The organism is Haloferula sp. A504 (assembly GCF_044385805.1).
In the GTDB taxonomy this organism is placed as follows: Bacteria; Verrucomicrobiota; Verrucomicrobiia; order Verrucomicrobiales; family Akkermansiaceae; genus Haloferula.
The window spans coordinates 20877-45805 of record NZ_JBISBU010000014.1 but is presented as its reverse complement, the minus strand read 5'-3'; the positions used below and the strand labels follow the sequence as shown (position 1 = coordinate 45805).

The following is a 24929-nucleotide window of genomic DNA, read 5'->3' as shown; positions in this document are numbered from 1 at the left end:
GATGCACCGCCGGAGCCACGTCATTCATGCCATTCGTCTGGGCATCTTCTGCCTCGCCCTTGCCGTGCTCCATGCCGCTCCTGCCGCGGCAAGCGAGCCCCCTGACGCCGGTCTGGAGGAGTTCGAGGAGGCACTACTCTCCTCGGAGGATGCCGGTTCCGTCGCGCGTCAGCGCCTGGCCGTGCGTCGCGTGATCCGCGACGCCGAGAAACGACTGGAGGAAGGCAAGAGCGAGGCCACCCGCTGGTCGACCCTTGAGTTTCTGTTCCGCGCCCGCCAGCGGCTCGTCGCCCTCGACGACGACAACCAATACCGGGAGGACCTGATCGAGACCTGCCGGGAACTGGTCAAGGCACCCGACGAGTTCGCCGAGTTACGGCTCGAGGCCGATCTGCTTCTGTCGCAGGTGGAGCAGGCAAAGAGAAGCGACGGCACGGGCGACCGCTCCGCCGCCCTCCGGCGATTTATCGACCGCTATGTTGGCACGCCCGCAGGACCGAAGGCCCTTCGAACCACCATGGTGATGGCCCTTGAGATCGGCGACACCCGTCTCGTCAATGATCTGCGGCAAATCATCGCCGAGAATTACTCCGCCGATCTCGAAATGATCACCTTTCTCAGGGACCACCTCGGCGGGCAGGTCTTCGGGGTTCCCTTCGTCGGTCACTTCCAGAGGTCGGACGGCAAGACGGCATGCTTCCCCATGGACGGTCTCGGGCATTCCTCGATGGTCATTTTCTGGTCAAAGGAAGACCCGAGGGCCCTGCAGTACATCGCCGATCTGGCGGCGGCCCAGAAGGTCGATCACGAACGGATCGATGGCCGCCTTGAGCTGATCAGCATGAATCTGGACGACCTGCCCGACGCCGGCGAATCCATCATCCGTCGACTCGGCGCCGGCTGGCCCTGCCTGCATTTCCCGGGAGGCCGGGAGAACCCGATGTACCGCGCCTACGCACGGGTCGACCCCCTCAACATGCGGGTGGCCCCCACCGGCCAGGTGGCGATGATGATGCGTGAGTCGTCGCCCAAGCCCACGCCGCTGACGCCGGAAGAGCTGGAGGAAACGCTCGGCAGCATCAAACCCAGCGAGGATCTCAAGCCCCAGACCGAGTCCTTCCGGCGCACCCTGATCCGCAGTTGGAGTCGCGATGACTATGCCCAGCATCTTTCCGCCCTGATGACCGGGGACTTCCTGATCTTTGATCCCGAGGGCGCCCTCGATCCGACCCGACCTCCCGAACTCAAGGCCGCTGCCATGGGAGGAAAAGTCACGCCACTTGAACGCGGTGCCGGCTCCGTCCCGGAAGAGACTTTGGTCGCAATCCAAGACTGCCTGATCGCGCCGCCGCAACGCTATCATTCGAGTGTGGCCGAGATCCGGGCCGGCTACCGGAAGATGCATGACCTTTGCCGCAAGGCGCTGAAGGATTATCCGGACGCCCCCGACCTGTGGATCGTGAGGAACCGGCTCATGATTGCCCTGCTTGGCCTCTGGAAGACGGACTTTGATCCCGCGTTCTTTGAAGCGGCCGTCGCCGAGGCGCAGCTCGCGATGGCGGCCGGCTACCCGGAAGGCACCGATGTGATCCCACGATTCTGCCTGACCCGTCAGGCTCTGCGGAATCCGGATGCCGATCCGGGAAAGGTCATCGATGCCTTCGTCGCCGGGCAAGGCGGTGCGTCGGCCCCCGGTCCCGTTCTTGCGGTGGCGGCGCTGCTGTCACTGGATGTGGCGGACGAGGCACGCTACGAACGCTTCCGGTCCGTCATCCTCGCGGGCCACACCGAATACCCGTCGATGTGGCTTTTCTCCTCATTCCTGCTGAGCCGCTACCATGACTACTGGATGTTTCACGTGCCGTTCACCGCCGGTTGGTCGTTCGGGCGGCGCCTGAAGAACGAGATGACCAAGGGATCGATCGAGGAAGCCCGGCGCATGCTGAAGCTGGAACTCGCCACCTCCGACGGAAAGACCTTCCGGATCCCCGAGGATCTCGAAGCCGACTACACCGCCATCCTGCTGGCGCAGCCTGGAACGTGGCGTGGCAACGATCGTGAAGACACCCGCCCTCCCTCTCCCTCGAGGATCCTCAGGAACTTTCCCGGCTATGCCTTGCAGCGCCCCGATGTGGACCTCCGGGTCGCCATGCTCGGGAAGGCGGACGAACAGGCCGTCCTCGAGGACATCAAGGTGCGGAACAGCGAAACCCAATGGGATCATCCCATCCTCGAGATCCCCGGCGGAATGAACAACCCCTTGGTTCACCGACTCGGCATGCTGGACGACGAGGCCTGCGCCGTGCTGGTCGACAAACAGGGTCGCATCCTCACGAATCTCACCTCCGAGGTCGGCAACGTCTCCTCGGTGTTTCCCGACACCATTCACCTGCTCGACGAGCAATTCGTCATGGAAGCCCTGAAACGCGGCGACATCGAGGCCGCCGAGCAGCGCATCATGTCGCTGGCTCCGCCTTACGACCCCGAAGCGGTCGACGAAAAGGGCCGGAAGCTCCCCGAGCCGAAGTACAGCCTCCCCCACCTCCGGGCACGCGCCCGGGTCTACATGGCCCTTCAGGAATGGGAAAAGGCGCTGGCCGACGCCGAGGTGGTCTTCCAGGCGGAACTGGGAAAGGCCGGCGGCATGAGCCTGCGCACCAAGGAACTCGACGAGGCGGAAGCCCTTCGCGACTCCATCAAGGAGGAGATGAATTCTCGATAGAATGGACATCCCCTCCTGCTGGCGCTTCCATCGGGCGGAAAACCCTCAAGCAACATGATGCGAACCTATCTCGGAACCCTCACGCTGGCCCTGATCGGGGGTTCGGCATCCATTGCCGCGCCAGCGCAGGATTTCGAGCGGGCCCCCTACGTGCAAATGGCGACTCACGAGTCGATCCGCCTCGTCTGGCGTACCGACCGGGCCATGAATCCTGTCGTCCGCTTCGGCGAGGCGGCGGGCGCACTGGACCGGGAGGCTGCGACGGGTGACATGATCGTTCGACGTCTGCCTGGCCAATCCGGCGATCCGGAAATCCCGAAGGGCCCGGACCTGTTCCAGGGCAATCCGCAGCAAAGCGCCCGGGAAACGGTCCGCCAGTACGAGGTGACCCTGAAGGGCCTTGAGGGTGGCCGGACCTACCACTATGCGATCTTCGACGGCGACACGCGCATGACGCCGCCCGATCCGAGCTACCGGTTCCGGACTCATCCGGCTCCGGGGACGGAGACCGGGGTGTTGTTCTGGGTGGTCGGCGATTCGGGAACCGGAGGCGATGCCCAACGACAGGTTTACGAGGGAATGCTCAAGGCCCTGGGGGACCGGCAACTCGATCTCTACCTCCATGTCGGTGACATGGCCTACGGCAGCGGCACGGATCCGGAGTTCTCGAACAATTTTTTTGCGGTCTACGACCCGACCCTGCGCAACACCGTGTGCTGGCCAGCGATGGGCAACCACGAAGGGGCCACATCCAAGGGCAAGGACGGAATCGGGCCGTACTATGACGGCTACATCTGCCCGACCAGGGGCGAGGCCGGCGGGGTGCCCTCCGGCACCGAGGCCTACTATTCCTTCGACTACGGCAAGGTGCACTTCATCTCGCTCGACTCGCACGACCTCGACCGCAAGCCGACCGGTGCCATGGCGAAATGGCTGCGGGCCGACCTCGAGCAGACCCAGGCGGACTGGCTGGTGGCGTTCTGGCATCACCCGCCCTACACCAAGGGCACCCACGACAGTGACAAGGAGGGGCAGTTGATCGAAATGCGGGAGCACATCATGCCGATCCTCGAGGCGGGCGGCGTGGATGTCGTCTTCACCGGACACTCGCACATCTGGGAGCGGTCGATGCTGATGGACGGTGCCTACGACACCCCGACCACGGCCAAAGGCGTGATCTTCGACGATGGCGACGGCGACCCCGAAGGCGATGGAGCCTACCGCAAGAGCGAGGGATTGCAGCCTCACAATGGAACCGTGCAGGTCGTGACCGGAAACGGTGGGGCGGGAATCGGACGCCGGGGCACCTGCCCGGTGATGCGGCGGATCCTGGTCGAGCATGGCTCGGCCCTCGTGCAGATCGACGGCAACACCCTGGTCGGCGTGATGATCGACAAGCACGGCGAGCGCCGGGATCTTTTCCAGATCGAGAAGGCCGGCGTGGTCGAGCAGACCAGAATCGCCAACCCCTGGCAGCCGGAGCCGGCACAACCGGTCAACGAGCAGGCTCACAAGGGCCTGAAGATGCCGCCACAACATGAAGTGATGATCCCGCGCGGAGCCGAGTGGGCCTACCGGGCGGCCAAGGAGGCGCCGGACAAGGAATGGGCGACACCGGATTTCGATGACAGCTCATGGACGCGCGGGCCGGCGGGATTCGGCTACGGCGACAAGGATGACAAGACCGTCCTCGATGACATGAAGGACCACTACAAGGTGGTCTATGTCCGCAAGGAGTTCGAGTTGGACGACCTCTCCACCGTCGACCGGATCGGCCTCGCGGTGAGCTACGACGACGCCTTCATCGCCTACCTCAATGGCAAGGAAGTCCTGCGGGTCGGAGTCGACCGCGGCCGGGGCGAATCGGCCCGGGGCTTCCATCTTCACGAAGCCAAGGGAGAGTTCCGATTCTTTTCCCTCGCCAAGTCGAAGGGTGTGTTCCGCAAGGGCCGCAATGTCATCGCCATCGAGGGACACAACGGCAACCTCAACAGCAGCGACTTCACCCTGGATCCCTTCCTCGTGAAGACCCGCAAGTGATGCGCCCGCTGGCAACGATCGGGGGATGCCTGCTGCTGCTTGCCGCGGAAGTGGCGGGGCACCATGGCCCCGAGGAGGTGGTCGCGGAGTTGACGGCGCAACTCGAGATGGACCCGGAGAACGTGGAGTTGCTCAGCCGCCGGGCGACCGAATACCGGGCACTCGGAATGCACGCACAGGCCGAGGCCGATCTGCGACTCGTGCTGGGCAAGCACCCGCAGTCGATCGCCGACACCGAGTCCCTGGCCCGGGTCCTGTGGGCCCGGGGGAAGTGCCCCGAGGCGATGGACATGATCCAGCGGGCCGTCGAACTGGCGCAACCCGGCCGGGAACGGGCCGCGGGGTGGATCCTGAAGTCGGAGTGGGAACTGGAGCAGGGCCGGACGGACGCCGCGTTGGCGGCATGCCGGAACGCCTTCCAGGAAGATCCGGAGGGAATGGTCGACTGGTATCTGCTGCGGAGCCGGATCGAGGAGCGTCTGGGACGGCCCGCCGACCGCCTGGCGGGACTGAAAGCCGGGCACGAGGCTCTGAAAAGCATCGTCCTTCGCAATGCCTGGGTGGATGCCGCGCTGGATGCCGGCCATCTCGACGAAGCCGCACCGGTCATCGAGACCGAACTGGCGAAGTCGCGCCTGAAGAGCTCATGGTGGATCCGCCGCGCCCGCCTGCGACTGGGAGCCGGAGATCCGGACGGCGGCACGCAGGACTTGAAGGCGGCGGTCGTTGAACTGGACCGGCGCATTCATCTGCAGCGACCGGATGCCAAACTGTTGGTCGATCGCGCCCAAGCTCGGGCACTGCTCGGGGACCTCGATGCCGCGCGGGATGATCTGGCGCTGGCACGCGAGCACGGGGCGGATCCTTGGGAGGTCGGGCGCCTGGCCAACCGCATCCGGGAAGAGGCGAAACCCACCCCCTGAATCAAGGGCGCTCAGGCCTTCCCGCTATCCGAACAGCGAGCGCAGGAGCTTGAGGTTGCTCTTGTAACTGGGAACCATCTCGGCTCCCTTCGGGATGGCGCCCTCGATCTGCATCCACCCGGTGTAGCCGCAGTCCTCGATGGCGGCACGCACCTTGTTGAAATCGACCACTCCCTCGCCGAGCAACGCGCCGTTCTCCTTCATGTGGACCTCGCAGATCTGGCCCTTTTTTCCAAGCCAGCGGATCTCCGAGTAGATGTCGTAGCCCATCTTGTTGGAGTTCGCAACATCGTAGTAAACCTTCACCGCCGGTGACCCGACACTGTCGATGATGTGCATGTGCTCCTCACCGCTGAGCCAGGATTCAATGCCCAGGGTGACGCCAGCCTTCTCGGCCTTGGGTGCCACATCCTTCAGCCGGCGGATCACTTCATCGGTGCCCTTCTTGTCGCCTTTCAAATCCCCGGCCCCAAAGAAGGCGAGCAGTACGACTTCGCGCCCCAGCGCCTTGCAGGCGTCGATCGATCCGCTGACCCACGGGATGGTGCGCGGGTCGGACTTGTAGGGAATGGCATTGAGGGTGCCGATCGCCAGCGAGGCGATCTCGACACCGGTGCGCTTCGACGCATCCAGATAAGCCTTCTGGATCTCCGGCTGCCGCAACTGCATGTCGTCCGCCTCGGTGCCGAGGCTGACCTGCACACCATCGAGACCGATCTCCTTGGCCACATCAAAGGCCTTCAAGTCGGCCCGGCAGCCGATCGACCAGTCGCACGCGCCGATCTTGAACTCGCGGTCTTTCCAGGCAGCAAGCGCCTCGGCCAGAGCGGGACTGATGCCGAAACCGGCAGCAAGGGCGGTGGTTCGCTTGAGGACGGAGCGGCGGTTCATGAGGCGGGACATGGCAGACAGGGGCGGAGTTGCGGGTGGAAGTATGACTCAAAGCCCAGGCGACGGATAGGCGGAAACGACTACTTCTCCTCCGCCCCGCCGAGGGTGACGTGGATGTTGTATTTCTCCTGAAGGTGGGCGTGGGCGCGGGCGGCTTCGGCCGCCTTCGGATAGCGCTTGCAGGTAAGCTGGAATGTTCTGATGGCCTTCTCCTTTTCGCCGGCCTCCTCGTGGGTGAAGGCGATTTCAATCGAGGCCCGCGGGGCGACTCCGTCGATCACCTTGGTCTGCTGGTAGAGCAGGATGGCCTCGTCGTATTCCTTGAGCTTCCGGTGGCAGGCTGCCATCGCGAAATGGTTCTTCGGGAAGTCATCGATCATCCGGTAGATCGCGATCGCCTTCTTCCACTCGCCCTGCTTCTCGTAGCAGCCGGCGATCGCCCACTGGTATTCGCTGGCTCGCTCGCCATCGAGTTCGAGGAGTTGGCGATAAATCTCGAGCGCCAAAGGGATATTCCCCTCCTCCATCGCCATGCCCACGAGGTGACGCTTCCCTTCAACCACGTTCTCGAAGCGCTCATACCAACGACGGGCCTCGTCGCGCTTGTCGCGCGCCAGCAGCCAACTCGCCCGGTTCCCACGCAGCGCATCATCGGTGCCATGCGCCTTGGCGATCTCGTCGTAGATCTTCCAGACCTGGTCCGGGCGACCCACCATCGCATGCAGGCTGCCGATCCGGTAGAGCACGCCACTCGTCAGTTCGGGTGACTGCCGCAGGCTGGCGATGATCTGGTCGGCCAGTTTGCGGGCGTCGGACCGGGTCTTCTCCTCCTTCCACAGGTGCCCGATGGTCGCAACCGTCATCTCGCGAACCTGCTTGTCGAGTTCCCCGTCCTCGTAGGACGTCGCCAGAGCCTTGCGTCCCTGCTCGAACTCCTGGGAGTAGAAATGCATGCTGGCGAGTTCGCGGGAGGCATCGAGGCAGGCCTGCGCGTTCTTTTCCGTCCGCTTGAGCTCGAAGGTGAACTCCCGCAGGATGCGCAGCACCTCCTCGTCATTCTGGTGAAGCTTGGCGTAGGCCAGCAGGTCAAGCCGGGCGCGGGTGGCAATCGCGTGATCCGGGTAGTCGTCGAGGATCAGGCGGAAGGACGCCGTCGCCTCCTTCACCTTGCCCATCCGCTTGTAGGCATCGGCCATGCAGTAGGCCGCCAGCGTCGCTTCGTGACTCTCGGGCCAGTAGTCGATCACCGACTGAAACCCGTCGCGCAGCGCGGTCTGCGGCTTCTTGAGCTTCATCAGCGAGTGGCTCCACATCAGCTGCGCGTAGGGCGCCCCGGGGCTCTTCTCGTAGAGCGTGAGAAACTTCTCATACTCGGCCAGCGCGATCTCGAAGCTGCCCTTCAGGTAATGCTTTTCCGCCACCTTCATCTGGTAGCGCTCGACCTCCCTCATCGCCTCGTAGCTCTTGAGGTCGATCTGCTCGAGGTCGGACAGCCCGGCCGCCGCTGGCACCGTAAGCAGCATCACCGAAAGCCATAGACAGACGATGAACCGCAGAGGCGCGGAGAACGCAGAGATATTGGAATTCTGGAAATCCGTCCCCATGGATTTGCACAAGCACTCTGTGACCTCTGCGCCTCTGCGGTCAGAAAACTGCCGCCACCGGTCACCGTTGGATCTTCGATTCATTCCTCGTCCTCCTTCGTCGCATTCAACCACCGGTCATACTCGACGTGGGCGTAGAAAATCACATTCACCCCGAGTTGGTAGCAGGATTCCCAGATTTCCCGCGGCACGCCGGAGTGACCGTCCGCCCACGCGTCGCCGATATCCCCGGGATGATAGTAGGCAACCAGTCGTCCGTCCACGACCCACCCGAGGGCATCAGAGCGCCCGTGCTTCGCGACGTAGGGCAGCTTGGGCAGCGGATAGGGCGCCCGGTGGATCGGGTGGTCGAGATACAGGGAGATCGGCTCCACGCGAGGCAGGACGCGGCGCATCATGTCGATGAACTGGCTTCCCCAGCCCGGACTGCCGCCATTGTCCCCGAAGAGCATCCCGTGCTGATCCGTGAGGTAATGGCGCAGCACCTTGATCTCCGCCGAGCTCACCTGGATCCCCCGCTGGCCGGTCATGTAGACCAGCGGCGGGCTCTTCCGTGCGGGAAAGCTCCTTAGGCGCATGATTTCCATCGGCTCGGGCCGGTCGCTCACGGGGTGTCCGGTGCGCACGCCGTATTCGGTCAGGAGGTTCAGGTCCGAACCCCGATTCATGTCCTGATCCCAGTCGCCGCCGTCGTATTTCAGACGAATGAAACGCACCTTCCCGCGCTTCGTTCCCTTCGAGAAACCGGCCCCGTCGCCCTTGCCCTGCCCGACCTTGTAGAGGTGCTCGGTGACCTCGAGCAGCTGCAGCTTGATCTCGTTGATCGGCGGCGGGTTGAAAACGACGCTGCTGAAGGGGTTGATCACGTACTTGCGGCGCTCGACCTTCTGGATCTTCACCACCTGCTGGAGCTGCGCCACCTCCCCTCCTCCGGCGGGACTCTCATAGATCGAGCAACCGCGGAACTGGCTGATGACCAGAAAACACAGGCAAAAACAGAAACCGTAGGAGAGAATGGTCGCCAGCGACTGACGCAGCTTCGGACTCCGACAGGCATAGTACCACGCCGAGAGATTGAGCGGGTTCCAGATCCGCTTACCCGAGCCATCCCGCTCGTCGCGGGTCGCACCGTGCACCCACCACACGACCCACGCGAGTCCAGTGAAAAAGACCACGAAGACCCCCAGCCACTCGAAGCGCCGTGACCACTCATCCGCTCCGAGGATGTGGGTCAGGTAGACGAGAAACTGCCAGACGGAAAAGATCGACAGGCTCCACACCGCCCGCTGCTTCCACTTCGGCAGACGGCGCGCACGCACCACCGCCACACCCGCGACCACCAAGCCTGTGGTGAAGATCCCGAACAGCAGCCAGATCGGAGCAACGAAGAAAGCCCAGGCGTCGAGCCACGCGAGCAGCCACACCCCCGACGCCGCGACACCAAGCAGCGGCTTCCGATTCGTGGATAGATAGGTGCGCGGATTCATGACACGGAGGAGGTCAGACACTCCTGTCTGCCGGCGTTAATCGGGTTTCTGTCAGACAGGCGTGTCTGACCTCCATTCGCAGATTCATCGCCTTCAGCAAGTTGGGCTCAGTCGAGTTCCTCGAGGAAGTTGCCGGTGTCGCTTTCGAGTGGATTCACGTTCGGCGGTGCCTTGATCTCCTCACCAACCCCCAGGGTCTCCAACGCATCCGGCCCTGCCGGCGCTTCCATCACCGCAGGCTCAGGCACCTCTTCGGCGGCGGCCGGGGGTGTTTGGGCAGCCTCTGCCGTTTCCGTGGCCTCGGGTGCCGGTTCCGATTCACGCGTCAGGTAGGGGATCACCGTGAAGACGAAAAGGATCGCCACGATCAGGATGAGGGACTGGACGATGGCGCGAAACAGGCGGTTGCCGGTCACCATCCCGAGCATCTCCTGGGGACTCCTCCCCTTCATCTCCGCAAGGAAGGCTTTCAGTTCGGCCACCGTGGCCCCGGAGTGGTTGCGCAGGTTCCGAAGCTCGCTCCGGGTGCTGGCAAGAGGGGGTTGGGATTCTTCGCTCATCGTTCGGATTCCTTGGTTTCGAGAATGTGGGTCAAGTCGCCGCCGGCTTCGCTGATCGCCTCGATCACCGGCTCGAAGCGCTCGGCGGGCGTGTCCTTGTGGACCTTCAGATGGACGCGGCGGGAGCCTTCCGGAGCGTCGCCGAGAATGGTCTCGAGCTGGCCTGCCAGTGAATCGGCGGAGGTCTCGCGTCCGTCGAGGTAGATCTTCATCCCGCTGTCGATCGCCACGCTGGCCCGGGCAGCCGCCGCCGGCTCGACCTCCTCAACCTGCGCGGGGACCCACTGGATGTGGCTGTCGTTCTGAACCCGGGCGAGAATCACGAAAAAGATCAGCAGCAGGAAGCCGATGTCCCCCATCGCGAAGGTCGGGATCGTGGCAGTGAGCTGACGGCGCTGGATGATCATCGGACCTGGATGCTTTTCTCCTCCGCCACTTCCAGGGTGAGCAATCCCCCTGCCTGATCGATCACCTGCGAAACCGCAATCCACCGGGTGTAGGGCGTTTTGGGCGCACTCTTGAGAACGACCACCCGCTCCTCCTCGCGCTTCCTTTCGGCCAGTTCCTCCGCCAGCCGGGCAGGAAAGCTTGCCTCATCCAACGGTGCGCCGTTGAGGACGATGCTGTTGGCCGTGATCGACACTTCGAGGTTCTTCGACTGCTTGCGTTCATCCGCCTGTGGCTCGGCGCGCGGTAGTCGCTGATCCTGCCCGTCTTCCGGCTGCACCGACGCGCAGACCAGGAAGAAGATGATCAGAATGAAGGCGATGTCCGAGCTGGCACTACCCGGCGGATCGACCAGAAGCTTTCCTCGTTTCAGCTTCATGAGTCCTCCTGCTGGAGCGTCAGGCGCAGGGTCACCACCTCGATGAGTTCGGCGGCGGATGATTCGACCTGCAGCACGAAGCTGTTGATGATTCCGGTGAAGTAGTTGAAGGCGAGGTAGGCGGGAATCCCCACAATCAGGCCGAAGCAGGTCGTCAGCAGAGCGATGCGGATTCCGGAAGCGGCGGCCTGCACGATGTTCTGCTGGCCGACGTTCGCCTCAATGTCACCGAAGGCGACGACCATGCCCTGCACCGTGCCGAGGAATCCGAGCATCGGGGCCACGCTGGCGACCGTGGCGAGGATCGGCAGGTGCTTCTCGAGCGCGGCCACGATGTGCACGCCGTAGTTCTCCATGCTCTTGATTACCTGATTCTCGAGCTGCGCGGGGTCGTAGTTGAGGCGCCGCAATACCAGATACTTGCGCAGGCCGTTCGCAAGGATCGCCGGGACCGGGCCCTGCGCGGAGTCGCAGCGTTCGAGCGCCTCCTCCACCCGGTCCTCCGAAAGCATTTCCAGCACCTCCTCGCGAAGTTCGGAGGGATCGTCGTCCAGCATCCTCAGGCTGCGGTAGCGCTCGATGATCACCGCCAGTGCGACGACCAGCATGATCAGGATCGGCCACATGAAGATGCCGCCTTCCAGCAGCAGGCCGGAGGCGCCGCTTTGGAAGAACTCGCTGATACTGGCTAGAGGAAACGTCATGATGCTTGGGGATGAAAGAGCCTGACTTAGAACGCCAGCCACCCGAAGGGTTTTTCGAATCAACTGCAAGGATGGGTTAAGTTCGGCACAGCGCGCCAGACCGAGGTCATGCCTTGACGGAAAACCAGAAAGCTGGAAAGTTTCCTCCATGAAGACCACCCTCGACCTGCCGGAAGAACTCGTGCGCGAGATGAAGGTCCGGGCGGCACGCGAGGGACGAAAGCTCCGGGATGTCGCCACTGAAGTCGTCCGTCGAGGGCTGGAGCAGCCCGACCCTCCCAGGAAGCCCGGGAACCGGGTGAAGCTTCCCCTCTTCGAGGGCAAGCCACCGGCCAATCCGGAGGACGAACTGACGCCGGAGAGGATTCACGATCTTCTCGCGCAACAGGAAGTCGAGTGGATGCGAGAAGCCGATGAAGCTGCCCGACGCTAACGTGTGGTTTGCCGTGTCCGTCCGCGGACACACGGGTCATGCGGGAGCGATGGCCTGGATGGAGCAGCAAACCGGCAGCGACACCATCCGCTTCTGCCGCCCTACCCAGCAAGCGCTGGTTCGCTTGCTCACGATGAACGGGGTGATGGGTGGCTACTCACTCCCGCCCGCAAGCAACGCCGAAGCTTGGAAAGCCTATGAAACCTTCCTTGGCGATGACCGAATCGCTTTCGCACCCGAGCCCGCGGGAATCGAGGAAACGTGGAAGACGTTCGCCTCCCGCAACACCCCTTCCCCGAAACTCTGGATGGACGCCTATCTCGCCGCCTTCGCCGTCCGCGCCGGGTTCCAGTTGGTCACCGCCGACAAGGCCTTCACCCAGTTCGACGGATTGGATCTATGTCTGCTCGAGGCGTAGTGGCAACCGATTCCGCAACGCCAATCCTCCTCCAGCCTCATCAAGCCTGAAACCTCTCCAAACGAAGTTTAATCGCTTCCCAACCCGGAACCATTGCCGAAAGCAGTCGAAAGAACGCTGGGCTATGGTCGGGGTGCTTGAGATGGCAAATCTCGTGAGCAATCACGTAGTCGATGCAGGCGGAAGGGGCGTGAATCAGCTCGGGGTTCAGGGCGATGCGACCGTTCCTCCCAGCGCTTCCCCAGCGCTTCGGCATGCGCCGTAGCACCAGCTTGGGCTCGGGAAGCTGGTTACGCTGACACCACGGACGCCATCCCCCGAGCCGGCGCGTGAACTGCTGCCTCGCCTTTTCCCGGAACCACGCATCCAGCAAGCCCCGGATCTCGTCCTGACTGCCCGAGGTGGATACCACATGGAAGTAGACACCCTTCAGCAGGACGGAGCCTCGTTCGCCGGCCAAGATCTTCAGGCGATACTGCTTCCCAAGGTAGCGGTGGGTCGCACCGGTGACGTAGCGCCGGGGCATCCGGGTCGCGTTCATGTCGGCGAAGGCTTTCCGCTGGCGCTCGATCCACTTGGTTCGCTTGCCGACCTTCTCCCGGATGGAGGACTCTTCGGAGTCCAGGGGCGCCGTCAGTTCGAGCGTCCCGTCCGGCAGCACGCTGATCGCAAGGGTTGTGCGGCCCGTTCGCTTCAGCACAGCGGGGCCGGCGGGAGTCTCCAGCGTCCGGACCTTAGACATCGTCCCGGCGGTTGATCGCGATACCGAGGACGGCATCCACGATGGCGTCGACCTGATCCCAGCTCAGCGAGATGCCCTTCTCCCCCTGCAGCTCGACGAAGAAATCGTCGAGGTCGTTCCGCATCCGGTTCTGGGCGTCTTGGTTCTCGCGCCAGCGCACGACGGCGTGGCGGCGGATGATGTCCTCCATCTCGCAGGCCGCTTCCGCCATCACCTGCTCGAAGGTCACGGACTCGGGATCGTTCCGGGTCTTGTATTGCGCCGGATCCTCATGCAGGCCGCCCTGACCCGTGGCCATCTTGTCCTTCAGCGCGCCGAACAGGGCACGGGAGAGGTCCCGCTCCTTGAGGATCTCCGGACCTTCCTTGGACTTTCCATCCCGGACCTGCTCCATGACCTCCGTGACCCGGCGCAGGTACTCGGCATCGCTGATCCGCTCGGCGCGGTATTCATCGATGACCTGCTGCAGGAGCTGGGAGAACCGCCGGTAGAAGAACGGATCTTCGTCCATCTTCTCGGTGATCGTCTTCTTCGTCCGGTTGGCGATGGTGTCGGCCTTGGCGCGGGTGCTCTGCGCCTTTTCCACCTCGGCCTTGAAAGCCTCCCGTTCGAAGATGTTCACCGGATCGACGATCTGGATCACCTCGTCGGCCTGGACGTAGGTGTTGAGCATCTTCTGGATCTGCTTCTCGTAGTCCCGGTAGTCGATCTCCTCGGCATAGCGCAGCTTCACGCTGGCCCGGAGCTTCTGGAAAAACGCGGCCTCCCGCTTGTAGCGGTCGACCTTCGCCTGCGGCGTGTCGGTGATCCAGTGGATGCTCGACAGCGCCATCTTGAGCAACCGCGTGAACTTTGACAGGCGGGTGTAGAACTCGTCGCGCTTGTCCTTGTCCTCCAGAGCGAGCTCGAAGGCCTCCTCGTCCTTCTTGTTCTTCACCTCCTTGAAGAGATCCCACAAGGCATCGTGGAGCGCGGGGAGCTTCTTGATCTCCTCGTCGATCACCGTCAGGGCGCCTTCCAAGTCCTCCTCGTCGAACTTCCCTTCGAGGCTGCTGTAGAGTTCCAGCGCATCGTGGAGCTGGGTGACGACTCCGTAGTAGTCGATGATGTAGCCGAAGTCCTTGCCGGGGTGCAGACGGTTCACCCGGGCGATGGCTTGGAGCAGGTTGTGCTCCTTGAGGCTCCGGGCGATGTACAAGACGACGTTCCGCGGTGCATCGAAGCCGGTCAGGAGCTTGTCGACGACGATGAGCAGGTGTGGCTCCTCCTTCTTCTTGAAGGCCTCGATGATCTGCCGGTTGTATTCCTTCTCGGAACCGTACTTGGCCATCATCGCCTTCCAGAAAAGCTCGATGCTCTCGTCCTTCTCTTCCTGCTGGTGTTCCTCTGGGTTCTCAATCTCGCCGGGACCGGAAATGATCACCTCGCTGGTCACCTTGCCGAACTGATCGAGGAAACCCTTCAACATCAGTGCCTCCCGTTTCCCCGGTGCGGTGACCTGCCCCTTGAACTCCGTGCCCAGCCACTCTTTGGAGAAGTGCTGTGAGATGTCCCAGGCGATGATATACATCCGGCTTTGCAGGCGGTTCAGTTCGTCCTTGGCGGAGAACTTGCGCTTCAGGTCGGCCCGTTGCTCATCGGTGAGGCCCTCGCACATGGCGTCGAACATCTTGTCGACTGCCTTGGTGTTCACTTCCTGGAGGACGTGGCGACCCTCATACAGGAGCGGCACAACGGCCTTGTCCTCGACGGCATCGCGGATCGTGTAGGTCGCCTCCTTGATGAAGCCGCCGAACTTGTCGGCGGTGCTCTTCTCCTTCTTCATCAGCGGGGTGCCGGTGAAGCCGATGTAGCAAGCATTCGGTAGCGCCTTCTGCATCCGCAAGTTCGCCTCGCCGTAGTGGCTACGGTGGCTCTCGTCGATGAGCACGAACAGGTTGTCGTCCTCCACCTTGAAGCTCTTGGAGTCCTTGGCCGCCGCGCCGAACTTCTGGATCAGGGTGGTGATCACGCTGACGTGCGGATCCTTGAGCAACTCGACCAGGTGCGGACCCGTCTTGGCCTGCACCGGGTCCTTGCCGCACTGGTGGAAGGTCTTCCAGATCTGCTCGTCGAGATCGATGCGGTCCGTGACGATGACGATCCGGGCATTGGGGATGCTCTTTTCCAGCGCCAAAGCCTTGCCAAGCAAGACCATCGCCAGCGACTTCCCCGACCCCTGTGTCTGCCAGATGACCCCGCCCTTGCGCCGTCCGTGCCGGTCACGCTGGCGGACCCGCTCAAGAGTGCTCCGGATCGCGAAATACTGCTGATAGCGGGCGATCTTCTTCACCGCCCCGCCCTCGTCGTAGAGGATGAATTGCCGGGCCAGCTCGATGAGGCGCTCGGGCCGGCACAGCGACCACAGGAGGAAATCCTGACCGGTCGGCTCCCTCCCGCCCATCGCTTGCTCCTCGAAGTCGGCCTTGGCGAAGGCGAACATCCCCTTGAAGAGCTTCACGTGTTCTTCGGGGCGGACCGGGCTGTTGACCGCCGCCCGCACCGCATCGCTCACGTCGTGGATATCGCGCCACTTCGCCCAGAACTTCGCCTGGGTTCCGGTCGTTGCGTAGCTCCCCTCATTCTTGTTGAGGGCCAGGACGAGCTGTGCGTAGTGGAACAGGTGCGGGATCTCGTCCTCCTTCTGGTTGCGGACGTTCTGGTTGACCGCCTGCTCCAGGGAATGCTTCTGGTCGGGCCGCTTGCACTCGATGACGAAAAACGGGATGCCGTTGACGAAGCCGACGATGTCCGGCCGCCGGGTGTCGTGGCTGCCGGTGCGCTCGACCTCATATTCGGCCGTGACGTGGAAGGTGTTGTTGCGCGGATTTTCCCAGTCGATGTAGCGCAGCGTGAATCCCTTCGTCTCGCCCTCGATCTCCTGGTCGAGGCTCTTGCCAAGCGTGAGCAGGTCATAGGCCTTCTCGCTGGTCTTGACGATGCCCTCGGGCGGCAGGTCACGCAGCGCCTCGATGGCCTTGGCCAGGTTCTCCTCCGAGAAAGCGACTTCCTTGCCCTTGAAAGAGATCCGGTTCAGACGGCGGAGCTGCTTGGTCAGGACGCCTTCCAACAGCACCCGTCCCAGCTTCCCCTTCCGCTCGACCGCCACCTCCTCGGGGCCGAGGTAGCTGTAGCCGAGTTGCTGGAGCAGCCGCAGCGCGGGGATCTGGCTGATCGGGGCCTCTTTGAAGTCGGGGGTCATCACTGCTGGGATTCGCTGCTCATGGGCAAAAAAATACCCGCCAAGTTGCGCATCGTGGAGAGGCGTGGCGGGTGTATTCTGGAGGAATGGAACGGAAGGGCAAAAGCCCATGAAGTAAAGCACCCGCCCTGGTGCGCATTGCAAAGAGGCGTGGCGGGTCTGTTGGATTCAGAATAATGATTGGGGCTTTCGAAGCAAGCCCCGACCCGCGCGTTGCAAAAAGGGGGCTCGTCGGTGAGACACCACTCGAAGCTTGGCTTTTGCAACATCTCCGGGCAATCTTCTCTCCGCCTGCCAACATTGAAAGTCGTCTCCATGGCGTCGCGGGGTACCCCGCTCAGGTGTCCGGTGGGCACTCCGACCGATCCAAAGGTTCCACTCCGGTGACAAGCGCCCACGGGGCCCTTCCCTGAAATGGGATAGCCGGGGTGGTCGTTGGGGAATTCGAGGCCGATGATGCGTCCTTCCATGGTTGGCTTGTTGCGTCAGTTCCTGAAGATACCTGAGGTTTCTATGTCCGCGGACTCGCCTTGCCGCGAACAACCCCGAAGGTCTTCGCAAGAATCCGGGAGGTTACGTTGTCGATCTCCTCGGTCAGAACGGGATCGGAATAGGGCTTGGAAACAAGGACGTTACCATCGTGAGTGATCGTATATTTTTTCGGAGGGAAATGGACCCCCACCGTGGTTTCATGATCGAAGGGTGTCGCGGCTTCGCCCAGGTATCGAATGAATCGGAACGTCATGAGGATTTGTCCACCCGGAACCTGGAAGCTGATGTCGGATTGCGACACTCCAGCTCCCGTAGAAGCCGCTCCTCTTAGATTCTCGGTAACGACCTCATATTTCGAAAACATCGGCTTCAACCCTTCCATCTTACGCTCAAGCTCCTTGATGAACGGCTGAAAACTGATCTCTGAGAGGTAGCCGAGATTTTCCTTGGTCGGCATGTCTCCTTCTTTGTTCCCTGCCAATTCACCTTTTACAAACAGCGCCACCTGTTTTTCCACATCGCTCGGCTCCTCAATGTTTTCTCCGTTCCCGGCTCGGATTGCCAATTCGAGCGACGCACGGACGCGGTCTCTGAGGTAGTTCACCAACTCCGCAAGATCCCCGGCGTCCGCCATGCGCAGCGCTGCGAGGTAGGCCTTCTTCTCTTCGGTCGGAATGATGATCGGCGGGTATCCGGACCGCAACAGCAGGTAGTTGACCAACATACGCGCCACCCGGCCGTTGCCGTCATCGAAAGGATGAATGAGGACGAAATCGTGGTGAAGCTTCGCTGCCACCATCGCGATGTCTTCCATCGGCCCCTCAAGCTCCGTCCAGAGCCAGTCCACCAGCGCCTTCATTTTCGCCGGGACTTCGTTGGGCGCGGCGAACTCAAAAACTTCGCCAGTCGCTGTGCGAACGTTGTTCGGCGTCGTCTTGTATTCTCCAGGAATGATCTGCTTGCGAGTCGGCTGACCATCTGCCGTTTCCGTGGGTTTCCAGAATGGCTCCTTGAGGATGATCTCGTTCAGGTCCCGGATGTCGGTCTCCGAGAGACCCCGCTCAGGATCGGCGGCAAGCTTCCGCAGGTGCTCGATGCCCAGATCGTGGGCTTTCATCTCGACATACTCGCGGATGTCGTGGGTGCCGTGCGTCTGATCGTGGAGCAGCAACAGCTCGGTTTCACCGTAGGTCAGCGTGTTGCCCTCGATGTGGTTCGAGTGGTAGTTCCATTCTAGGCGGAGCTTCTGCCACAGGCGCTTCTCACGATCGGGCTGGAGGGGCTGGAGGGAGCTCCATTCCGACTTTGCTGCAAGGAGGGCTTGAAGGTCTTCGTTCATGGTGCTGGAGGATGGTTCAATCCCAGACATAGCGCTCGTCGTAGTCGATGCGGTATTTCTCCAGTAGCGCACGGTATTCTTCCTGGAAGGTCCGGGTGCGTTGGTGTTCGCGCTGGTTGCGGATGTAGTCGCGGACCGAATCCCGGTTGGACTCGCTCACGGAGAAGGCACCGTAGCCGCTTTGCCAATGGAAACCGCGATAAACCGGGCCTCGGGCGCGAAGCCATTCGGTGGCGCTCTTCTTGACGGCACCGACGACGTCACTCAGGGCAACCGTGCGAGATAGAAGAAAGAGGAGGTGGGCGTGGTCGGGTTCCGTGTTGATCTCGACCGGGATGCATTTCAGGCCGTTCAGAGTGCCGCCCATGTAGGCATGCAGGTCCGGGCCGTCCTCGGCCGACAGGATGCGGTCGCGGTTCTTCGTTGAGAATACGAGGTGGATGTAGAGCTTGGAGAGCGATTGAGGCATCGGCCGCGGAGGGTTTCAGGTGGAGGCTGGGGACAAGGGCGGGGCGGACCTTTCTCGCGCCCCTTCAGGGCGCGGGAAATCCGGTGGTAACGCAACCCGGGGCATCGCTTCGCTCAGCCCCGGGCTGGATTCCCGGCCCCCGTTGGGGGCGCACCGGATTTGCGGAGTGAAATCGCGGTCGCCGTTGAGGGCGCGCCGGGTTTGTGGGGTGGAATCGAGGTCGCCGTTGGGGGCGCATCGGGCTTGCGGGATCGCATCGAGGTCGCCGTTGGGGGCGCATGACGTCTCCGGGCGGGTGCATCGCACCCGGGCACCGGCCCGAAGGGTCGGTAGATTCCAGCCCGGGGCTGAGGAGGCCGCAGGCCGACGATGCCCCGGGACCACGAACCATACCACAACCCCATGCCCTGAAGGGGCATGAGACAGGCCGGATGATATGGAATCGCAGGCGTTCATGGCGATGCAACCGGTTCATCCACCGCCACCCGGATCTTGCCGGTGAGGAGGCGCTGCATGAGGCCGCGCTTCTGGAGGTCGAGGGCGTCGCGTTGGCGGCGGAGGAGGGTAAGTTCGGCGTCGCAGGTGTCGAGGATCTCACCGATGGCTTCCTGCTCCTCGATGGGTGGGAGCATGAGGCCGATCTTGAGAAATGCAGTCTTGCTGAGCACCCGGTTCCGCCCGGCACCGCCCGGCGAAGCGAGTCCGCAATCGAAGACGAAGCGCTTGGTTCGGATGTAGTGGCGGAAGAAGGCACGGGAGGCTTTGCCGGCTCTGAACGAGAAGGTCGGAAAGCGATGGGAAACCAAGGCTCCATCGGCTTCATCGGATACGATCGCTGCGGCTCCCTCCCAGGCGAAGGTGATGTTGACGATCAGGTCGCCCGACTTGATCTCGTAGAGTTCGTCGAGAGCGATGTCGGCAGGGATGAAGTCAGGCTTCAGGAACACCCCCCGGCCGTGGCTACGGATGCCGGCGGCCAGAAATGGTTTGGAGGGTTTCGGAGTCGGGCGCGGCGTCGGCTCGAGCACCTGCGCGAGCGTCGTCGTTCGCCATTCTCCCGTTGCTCCGGCAACGCGCTTCCTGCCCGTGAGAAGCTGCAGCATGAGCGCCTTCTTGCGGCGGTCCTTGGCGGCGATGAGGGCGTCGAGCTTTTCGAGGGCCTCGTCCCAGGTGGTGAGGATGTCTGCGATCTTGCGTTGCTCGGGGAGTGGAGGAAGGGCTACGTGGATACCTAGAAATGCAGACTTTGAAATATTTTTCATACTCTGACTGGTGCCAGAGGCTCGGTTGCGCATTTCTAACCGTATTGTCGGCAATCGAAGTACCTGAGATAGCCATTCTTCGCTTGCGTTGGCATTTTTGAGTAGCCGGACTTGCCAAAGTTTGTCTGGGAGGAACAAGTTACCTGGTGTTTCTTTGATTAACGCTGATTCACCGACAAGTTCCGGAGAATTACTGCGACTCACTAGAATGGCACCAACTCGAGGGCGAAGCCTAGCCCGCAAAATCTCGGATGTTTCGATAGCCTTGTTCTCATCGGGTAGAAAACGCCCATCGCTGACGGCACTGACTTTAAGAACTCCTTGCTCGTTACGAGCAGCAGGTCGGTCACTACCAGAAACACTCACACCAGCTTCGAGTTTATCTATTAACCTTTCTAGCTTCGCGCACTCCCAATCCACGGGAATCTCTCCCGCAGCGGTCTGCTTGGTTTTCTTCGAAGCGTTGAGAGAGAGCTTGGGCATGGCGATGGGAGATTAGCCGAGGAGGGCATCCAGATCGGCGAGGAGCGACGGGATGATGGCCGTTCCACGAAGATCGGGGGTGGAGGCCCAGCCATGGGTGGCGGAGGCGCGTGAGAGCGACGGAAATGCCTGCCTGAGCACTTCGCGGAGCTGGATGGCCTGGAAATTCTCCGACTTTTCCTCAAGGCCGGGCTTTCCGAGGGCATCGAGGAAGGTTTGCAGCGCGTGGAACAAGGGAGCCCAGCTGACCCATCGCGGGAAGGTCTCCGCATTCGGCCAGGTGAGCAGGAAGCGCCATTCGTCGGGGCGGAGAATGTAGAAGGTCTTTTCCCTGCCCACGCGCATGGAGCCAATGTGGCCGGACGCCGTGAGGTCGTTGAGGACGTTCTGGATGCTGCGGCGGTAATAGCCGGTTTGGCGGGCAATCTCCGCAGGGTGTCCCTTCTCGTGGGCCAGCATCCAGGCCATGACTTCCGCCCTGGCTTGCACCCCGAAGAGGGCACGGAGCTTGAAAAGGAAGGTGGCGGGTTGGTCGGGCCGCGGTGACTGGCTCATCTCGCGGAGCTCGATGCTGCCGCGCTCCAAGCCGTGCCTGAGGAAGACCGGATCCGGTTCCTTGAGAACCGGGATGGATGGAAACAGCCGCCGAACCATGGTACTGCCCGGGGACTCCCCTTTCTCGACCCGGCGGATGAGGAGCTTCCACTTCTGGTTGGTGGAATCCCGCGAGACGAGATCGGCGATGGCGGCGAGGACGGCGGAATCGCCCAGCTGTTCGTCCTTATGCAGGCTTCCCAGCCTTCCCAGGTTGATCCAGCTGCCGTTGATGTGGAGCCAGTCGAGGATCTCGTCGAAGAGGCGGCTGTCGTGGCGGGCGATGTGGGTGGAGAAAAGCAGCAAGGCCTCAGGGTCGATCAACCACGGGTCCTCGCTGCGGGCATAGCCCGCCACTCCCAGAGCGGACCATTGCCGCCAGAGGAAGTCGAGAAGCCGCTGTTGCAGGCTTTCCCTAAAGTTGTGCAAGGAGGGGTTCATGACCGAGTGCCTTGAGGACCCCTCCCAGGACGAAGAGGAATCCTTCCGAGGGATCTTGGGTGCGGGTCCAGCGAGCGGCGGCAAGCAGCTCCTCAGCCGTCGGCTGGAGATCCTGCAGATCCTCATAGTGCCGTCCGGCGTCTGAATCCGCCGTGGCGTAGAGCTTGAAAAAGATCTGATCGTAGCGGCTGATGAAGCTGATGCGCAGATTTCCATCTGGGCCGTAGTCGCGCGGGATCAGGCGGGCTGCCATCCCTTCGGGGAATCCAAAGCGGAAAAAGGAGTCGTCGGATGGTCCCGTGTTGAACCAATTTTCCAAGAGCCCCAATTGGCTACCGACTTCCTCGGCTGCCTTGTAGAGCCAGTCAGGCAGTGGTCTGGCGTTGACCAAGCCATCAGTCTCGGCGCGGGCTAGGACGTCCACGTCGCGGGTTTTGTCGCGACTGACCAGCCCAAGCGCCAACAACGACGAGCCGCCGCAGACCACCCAGTGCTGTGGCGGGTGGTCTGATGTCAGCTCGGCGAGGAGATTCAGGGCTTCGTCGAGAAGTGTTGAATCGAGCTTTTTCATTCTTTAATGCTATTCTAAACACCCGGAACGGGTATTTCAAGTAGCATTTAGAGTCCAATTTGATCCAAATGGGACTTCATTTTCTCCCGAACGGCGGCAAGTTCAGCTTCCAGGGTGTTGATTTCCGTCTTCACCGCGTCGAGGTCGATCTCCTCCTCTTCCTCGAAGGTATCGACGTAGCGCGGGATGTTGAGGTTGAAATCGTTGTCAGCGAGTTCCTGCGGGGTGGCGCGGTAGGCGTACTTGTCCACCGTCTCGAAGGCGCGGTAGGTGGCGACGATCTTGTCGAGGTGCTCCTCCGTCAGGACGTTCTGGTTCTTGGCATCCTTGAACTCGCGGGAGGCGTCGATGAAGAGGACGTCGCCATGGGTCTTGCCCTTGTTGAAGATCAGGATGGCGGCGGGGATGCCGGTACCGAAGAACAGGTTGGCGGGCAGGCCGATGACGGCTTCGAGGAGGTTCTCCTCGATCAGCGCCTTGCGGATCTTGCCCTCGGCAGCGCCGCGGAAGAGGACGCCGTGGGGCACGACCACGCCGACCTTTCCGGTGCCCTCGCGGGCGGTCTCGATCATGTGGGTGATGAAGGCGTAGTCGCCTTTCGACTTCGGCGGGATGCCGCGGTGGTACCTTACGTAAGGGTCAGCCCCGGCCGCGTCCTGTCCCCACTTGTCGAGCGAGAAGGGCGGATTGGCGACGACGATGTCGAATTTCATGAGCTGGTCGCCCTCGACGAGGCGCGGGTTGCGCAGCGTGTCGCCCCACTTGATCTCGAACCTGTCCATGCCGTGAAGGAACATGTTCATCCGGCACAGGGCGTGGGTGGTGCCGTTCATTTCCTGACCGAAGAGGGCGAAGTCCCGCTCGTCCGCCTGACGGCCGACCTGGATGAGCAGCGAGCCGGAGCCGCAGGCCGGGTCGCAAATCGTGTCGCCCTTCTTCGGATCGAGGATGCGGGCGATGAGGCGCGAGACTTGGGCCGGGGTGTAGAACTCGCCGGCCTTTTTCCCGGCGTCCGAGGCGAAGCGTTCCAGAAGGTATTCATAGACGTTGCCGATGACGTCCTCCGAGCCGACGACCGACGGGCGAAGGTCGAGCCGCTTGTCGGCGAAGTCCTCGAGCAGCTGCTTGAGCTTCGGATTGCGGTCGCGTGTTTCGCCGAGCTTCGATTCGGAGTTGAAGTCGACCTCGCGGAAGACCCCTTCGAGCTTGGCCTTGTTGGCCTCCTCGATTTCGGCCAGGGCGATGTTCATCTTTTCCCCGATGTCGGTGCGGCTGCGCTGCTCGTAGAGCGAGTAGAAATCGGCGCCCTCGGGGAGCTGGAAGCGTTCGCGGGAGAGCCGGCGCTGCACGCGGACCTCGTCACCGTCGTATTCCTTCATGTAGCGGTCGCGGTGGTCGCGCCAGACGTCGGAGGCGTACTTCCAGAACAGCATCACGAGGATGTAGTTCCGGTAGTTCTCGGCATCGACGAGGCCACGGAAGGTGTCGCAGGCGCGCCAGGCGGCCTCGTTGATTTCGGCTTGGTTGTGAATGGGCTTGGCCATGGGTCAGGGGAGCTTGGCTCGTTGGAGTAAGGATTGTTCTAGGTGAAGGGAGCGTAGGACGGCGAGGCGGGATTCGAGAGCGGAGGCGAGGTGTCCGAGGCGGTCGATTTCAACGATGGCATGCTGAACCTCAAGCGGGGGAACCGGCAATTCGAACGCCTCAAGCGCAGGCTTTTGAAGGGTCAGCACGTTGCTCCCCCGTCGGTTGGCGTCGAAGTAGGAGAAGGCCTCGCGGGTGCGCAGCATCCACGCCAGATAGGCCCCGAGAATTTCGTCGGAAACTGGCCGGATGATGAAGAATTGCGGCCCGACCAAAGCCGGAAGATCGCTGTCGTCGAAGACTGCCGCCGTCGTCCGACTGCCGCGATTGGGGAAGATCAGGTCGCCGGAGCGCAACAGCAGTTCACGGTTGAAGGATTCTCGCGGCGTAATCCGGACGAAGTCCCGGTTTCGAAACGCTCCGGCATCGTCAAGGTCGCTTATCTGGATCAGCCGATAGGGTCCCGCGGGATCGTGACGGGTGGCGTCCCGACCCCGCAGGGTCACCCCCATGCGGATGGTTGCCAAGTCTTTGAGTGGAAACGTCGGCATGGGGACTCGCCACTACGGACACTCCTGGAGACTCAGCAGATTGTTGGGCTGCTCGCCGTCGTTCTCGGTTTTCAGGTATTTCCGGCCGCTCGCACTGATGGCGATGATGACGCGGACCTTGGTGCCGGCCTCCATCACGTAGAAACTCCACTTGCCTGCTTCGATGCCGGCAATGGCGTCGTCGAGGGTGAGTTTCCAGCGATTTCCATCAGGGTTGGTGCCTCCAACGTGGGAAATACGCTCGTGGGCACTGTGGCGGTCGGTTTTGTTGATGCAGCGAATTTGGACTTCAATGGCCATTGGTTCGTATTGGGGTTGGACCCGCTCGCTCCGCTCGACGGGTTGGTTCTTGATCCGGCGTCACCCAAGATTACGATGCTGGCGAACGACCATACATTTCCTTGGAAAAGGCGGACGAAAAGACCCGGGGAGTTACCGCTCCCCGGGTTTCTTCTCGGCAAAGCGAGCTGAAAATTCCTCACGATGGGGAAATTTGCAAGCATTCAATTCGGATTTTTTACTCACACACACTAATCGTGATGCACAACCACT

Annotated in this window: 22 protein-coding genes; 5 read left to right on the top strand and 17 right to left on the bottom strand. The window is 62.1% G+C overall.

Going from position 1 to position 24929, the window contains the following annotated elements:
• Window position 1: 1 nt before the first annotated feature.
• From ACG2LG_RS09095 to ACG2LG_RS09085, 3 genes are read left to right on the top strand one after another with little or no spacing between them, the layout of a single operon-like run.
• A complete protein-coding gene (locus ACG2LG_RS09095) occupies window positions 2-2722 on the top strand; it encodes a hypothetical protein (RefSeq protein WP_396258307.1) in 2721 nt (906 codons plus the stop codon).
• Window positions 2723-2776: 54 nt separating this feature from the next.
• Window positions 2777-4762, top strand: a complete 1986-nt coding sequence (locus ACG2LG_RS09090; protein ID WP_396258305.1) for a purple acid phosphatase family protein — start codon at window positions 2777-2779, stop codon at window positions 4760-4762.
• Window positions 4762-5685 carry a tetratricopeptide repeat protein gene (locus ACG2LG_RS09085; protein WP_396258384.1) on the top strand — a complete coding sequence of 308 codons (924 nt, stop codon included), beginning with the start codon at window positions 4762-4764 and terminating at the stop codon, window positions 5683-5685. The genes ACG2LG_RS09090 and ACG2LG_RS09085 overlap by 1 nt, the downstream gene beginning before the upstream one ends.
• A gap of 24 nt (window positions 5686-5709) precedes the next feature.
• Here the strand turns inward: ACG2LG_RS09085 and ACG2LG_RS09080 are convergent, their stop codons facing one another.
• The 7 genes from ACG2LG_RS09080 to ACG2LG_RS09050 all read right to left on the bottom strand — a co-directional run bounded on the left by ACG2LG_RS09080 (window position 5710) and on the right by ACG2LG_RS09050 (window position 11757).
• The gene (locus ACG2LG_RS09080) at window positions 5710-6576 is read right to left on the bottom strand and encodes a sugar phosphate isomerase/epimerase family protein (protein ID WP_396258304.1); all 867 of its coding nucleotides are present in this window, start codon (window positions 6574-6576) and stop codon (window positions 5710-5712) included.
• An 80-nt stretch (window positions 6577-6656) separates the two neighbouring features.
• Complete coding sequence (locus tag ACG2LG_RS09075) at window positions 6657-8099, bottom strand: tetratricopeptide repeat protein (protein ID WP_396258302.1); 1443 nt, start codon at window positions 8097-8099, stop codon at window positions 6657-6659.
• A gap of 161 nt (window positions 8100-8260) precedes the next feature.
• Window positions 8261-9667, bottom strand: a complete 1407-nt coding sequence (locus ACG2LG_RS09070; protein ID WP_396258301.1) for a DUF4159 domain-containing protein — start codon at window positions 9665-9667, stop codon at window positions 8261-8263.
• A 107-nt stretch (window positions 9668-9774) separates the two neighbouring features.
• Window positions 9775-10227, bottom strand: coding sequence for a hypothetical protein (locus ACG2LG_RS09065; protein WP_396258299.1), 453 nt, complete (start codon window positions 10225-10227; stop codon window positions 9775-9777).
• A complete protein-coding gene (locus tag ACG2LG_RS09060; protein WP_396258297.1) occupies window positions 10224-10634 on the bottom strand; it encodes an ExbD/TolR family protein in 411 nt (136 codons plus the stop codon). The genes ACG2LG_RS09065 and ACG2LG_RS09060 overlap by 4 nt, the downstream gene beginning before the upstream one ends.
• On the bottom strand, window positions 10631-11053 hold the full coding sequence (locus ACG2LG_RS09055) for an ExbD/TolR family protein (protein WP_396258295.1): 423 nt from the start codon (window positions 11051-11053) through the stop codon (window positions 10631-10633). Before ACG2LG_RS09055 ends, ACG2LG_RS09060 begins: the two co-directional genes overlap by 4 nt.
• Complete coding sequence (locus tag ACG2LG_RS09050) at window positions 11050-11757, bottom strand: MotA/TolQ/ExbB proton channel family protein (RefSeq protein WP_396258294.1); 708 nt, start codon at window positions 11755-11757, stop codon at window positions 11050-11052. Before ACG2LG_RS09050 ends, ACG2LG_RS09055 begins: the two co-directional genes overlap by 4 nt.
• Window positions 11758-11905: 148 nt before the next feature.
• Between ACG2LG_RS09050 and ACG2LG_RS09045 the strand changes: the two genes are divergently transcribed.
• Entirely contained in the window at window positions 11906-12190 is a 285-nt protein-coding gene (locus tag ACG2LG_RS09045) for an antitoxin (protein ID WP_396258293.1), read from the top strand.
• Window positions 12171-12608 carry a TA system VapC family ribonuclease toxin gene (locus tag ACG2LG_RS09040; protein ID WP_396258291.1) on the top strand — a complete coding sequence of 146 codons (438 nt, stop codon included), beginning with the start codon at window positions 12171-12173 and terminating at the stop codon, window positions 12606-12608. The genes ACG2LG_RS09045 and ACG2LG_RS09040 overlap by 20 nt, the downstream gene beginning before the upstream one ends.
• Window positions 12609-12648: 40 nt before the next feature.
• On the opposite strand, the gene ACG2LG_RS09035 is transcribed toward ACG2LG_RS09040, so the two are convergent.
• The 10 genes from ACG2LG_RS09035 to ACG2LG_RS08990 all read right to left on the bottom strand — a co-directional run bounded on the left by ACG2LG_RS09035 (window position 12649) and on the right by ACG2LG_RS08990 (window position 24677).
• Window positions 12649-13350, bottom strand: a complete 702-nt coding sequence (locus tag ACG2LG_RS09035; protein ID WP_396258289.1) for a M48 family metallopeptidase — start codon at window positions 13348-13350, stop codon at window positions 12649-12651.
• Entirely contained in the window at window positions 13343-16591 is a 3249-nt protein-coding gene (locus tag ACG2LG_RS09030; protein ID WP_396258288.1) for a type I restriction endonuclease subunit R, read from the bottom strand. Before ACG2LG_RS09030 ends, ACG2LG_RS09035 begins: the two co-directional genes overlap by 8 nt.
• 511 nt (window positions 16592-17102) lie before the next feature.
• Window positions 17103-18422, bottom strand: a complete 1320-nt coding sequence (locus tag ACG2LG_RS09025) for a Fic family protein (RefSeq protein ID WP_396258286.1) — start codon at window positions 18420-18422, stop codon at window positions 17103-17105.
• Between the two features lie 16 nt (window positions 18423-18438).
• Window positions 18439-18891: an IS200/IS605 family transposase gene (gene tnpA, locus ACG2LG_RS09020; RefSeq protein WP_396258285.1), complete on the bottom strand. Its 453-nt coding sequence runs from the start codon at window positions 18889-18891 to the stop codon at window positions 18439-18441.
• A gap of 452 nt (window positions 18892-19343) precedes the next feature.
• Window positions 19344-20636 carry a restriction endonuclease subunit S gene (locus tag ACG2LG_RS09015; RefSeq protein WP_396258284.1) on the bottom strand — a complete coding sequence of 431 codons (1293 nt, stop codon included), beginning with the start codon at window positions 20634-20636 and terminating at the stop codon, window positions 19344-19346.
• 12 nt (window positions 20637-20648) lie between these two features.
• Window positions 20649-21671, bottom strand: coding sequence for a hypothetical protein (locus ACG2LG_RS09010; protein ID WP_396258282.1), 1023 nt, complete (start codon window positions 21669-21671; stop codon window positions 20649-20651).
• Entirely contained in the window at window positions 21646-22242 is a 597-nt protein-coding gene (locus ACG2LG_RS09005; protein WP_396258281.1) for a hypothetical protein, read from the bottom strand. The genes ACG2LG_RS09010 and ACG2LG_RS09005 overlap by 26 nt, the downstream gene beginning before the upstream one ends.
• A 47-nt stretch (window positions 22243-22289) precedes the next feature.
• A complete protein-coding gene (locus tag ACG2LG_RS09000; protein ID WP_396258280.1) occupies window positions 22290-23786 on the bottom strand; it encodes a type I restriction-modification system subunit M in 1497 nt (498 codons plus the stop codon).
• A 3-nt stretch (window positions 23787-23789) separates the two neighbouring features.
• Window positions 23790-24377 carry a restriction endonuclease subunit S gene (locus tag ACG2LG_RS08995; RefSeq protein ID WP_396258279.1) on the bottom strand — a complete coding sequence of 196 codons (588 nt, stop codon included), beginning with the start codon at window positions 24375-24377 and terminating at the stop codon, window positions 23790-23792.
• 12 nt (window positions 24378-24389) lie between these two features.
• Window positions 24390-24677: a DUF3892 domain-containing protein gene (locus ACG2LG_RS08990; RefSeq protein ID WP_396258278.1), complete on the bottom strand. Its 288-nt coding sequence runs from the start codon at window positions 24675-24677 to the stop codon at window positions 24390-24392.
• Window positions 24678-24929: the final 252 nt, after the last annotated feature.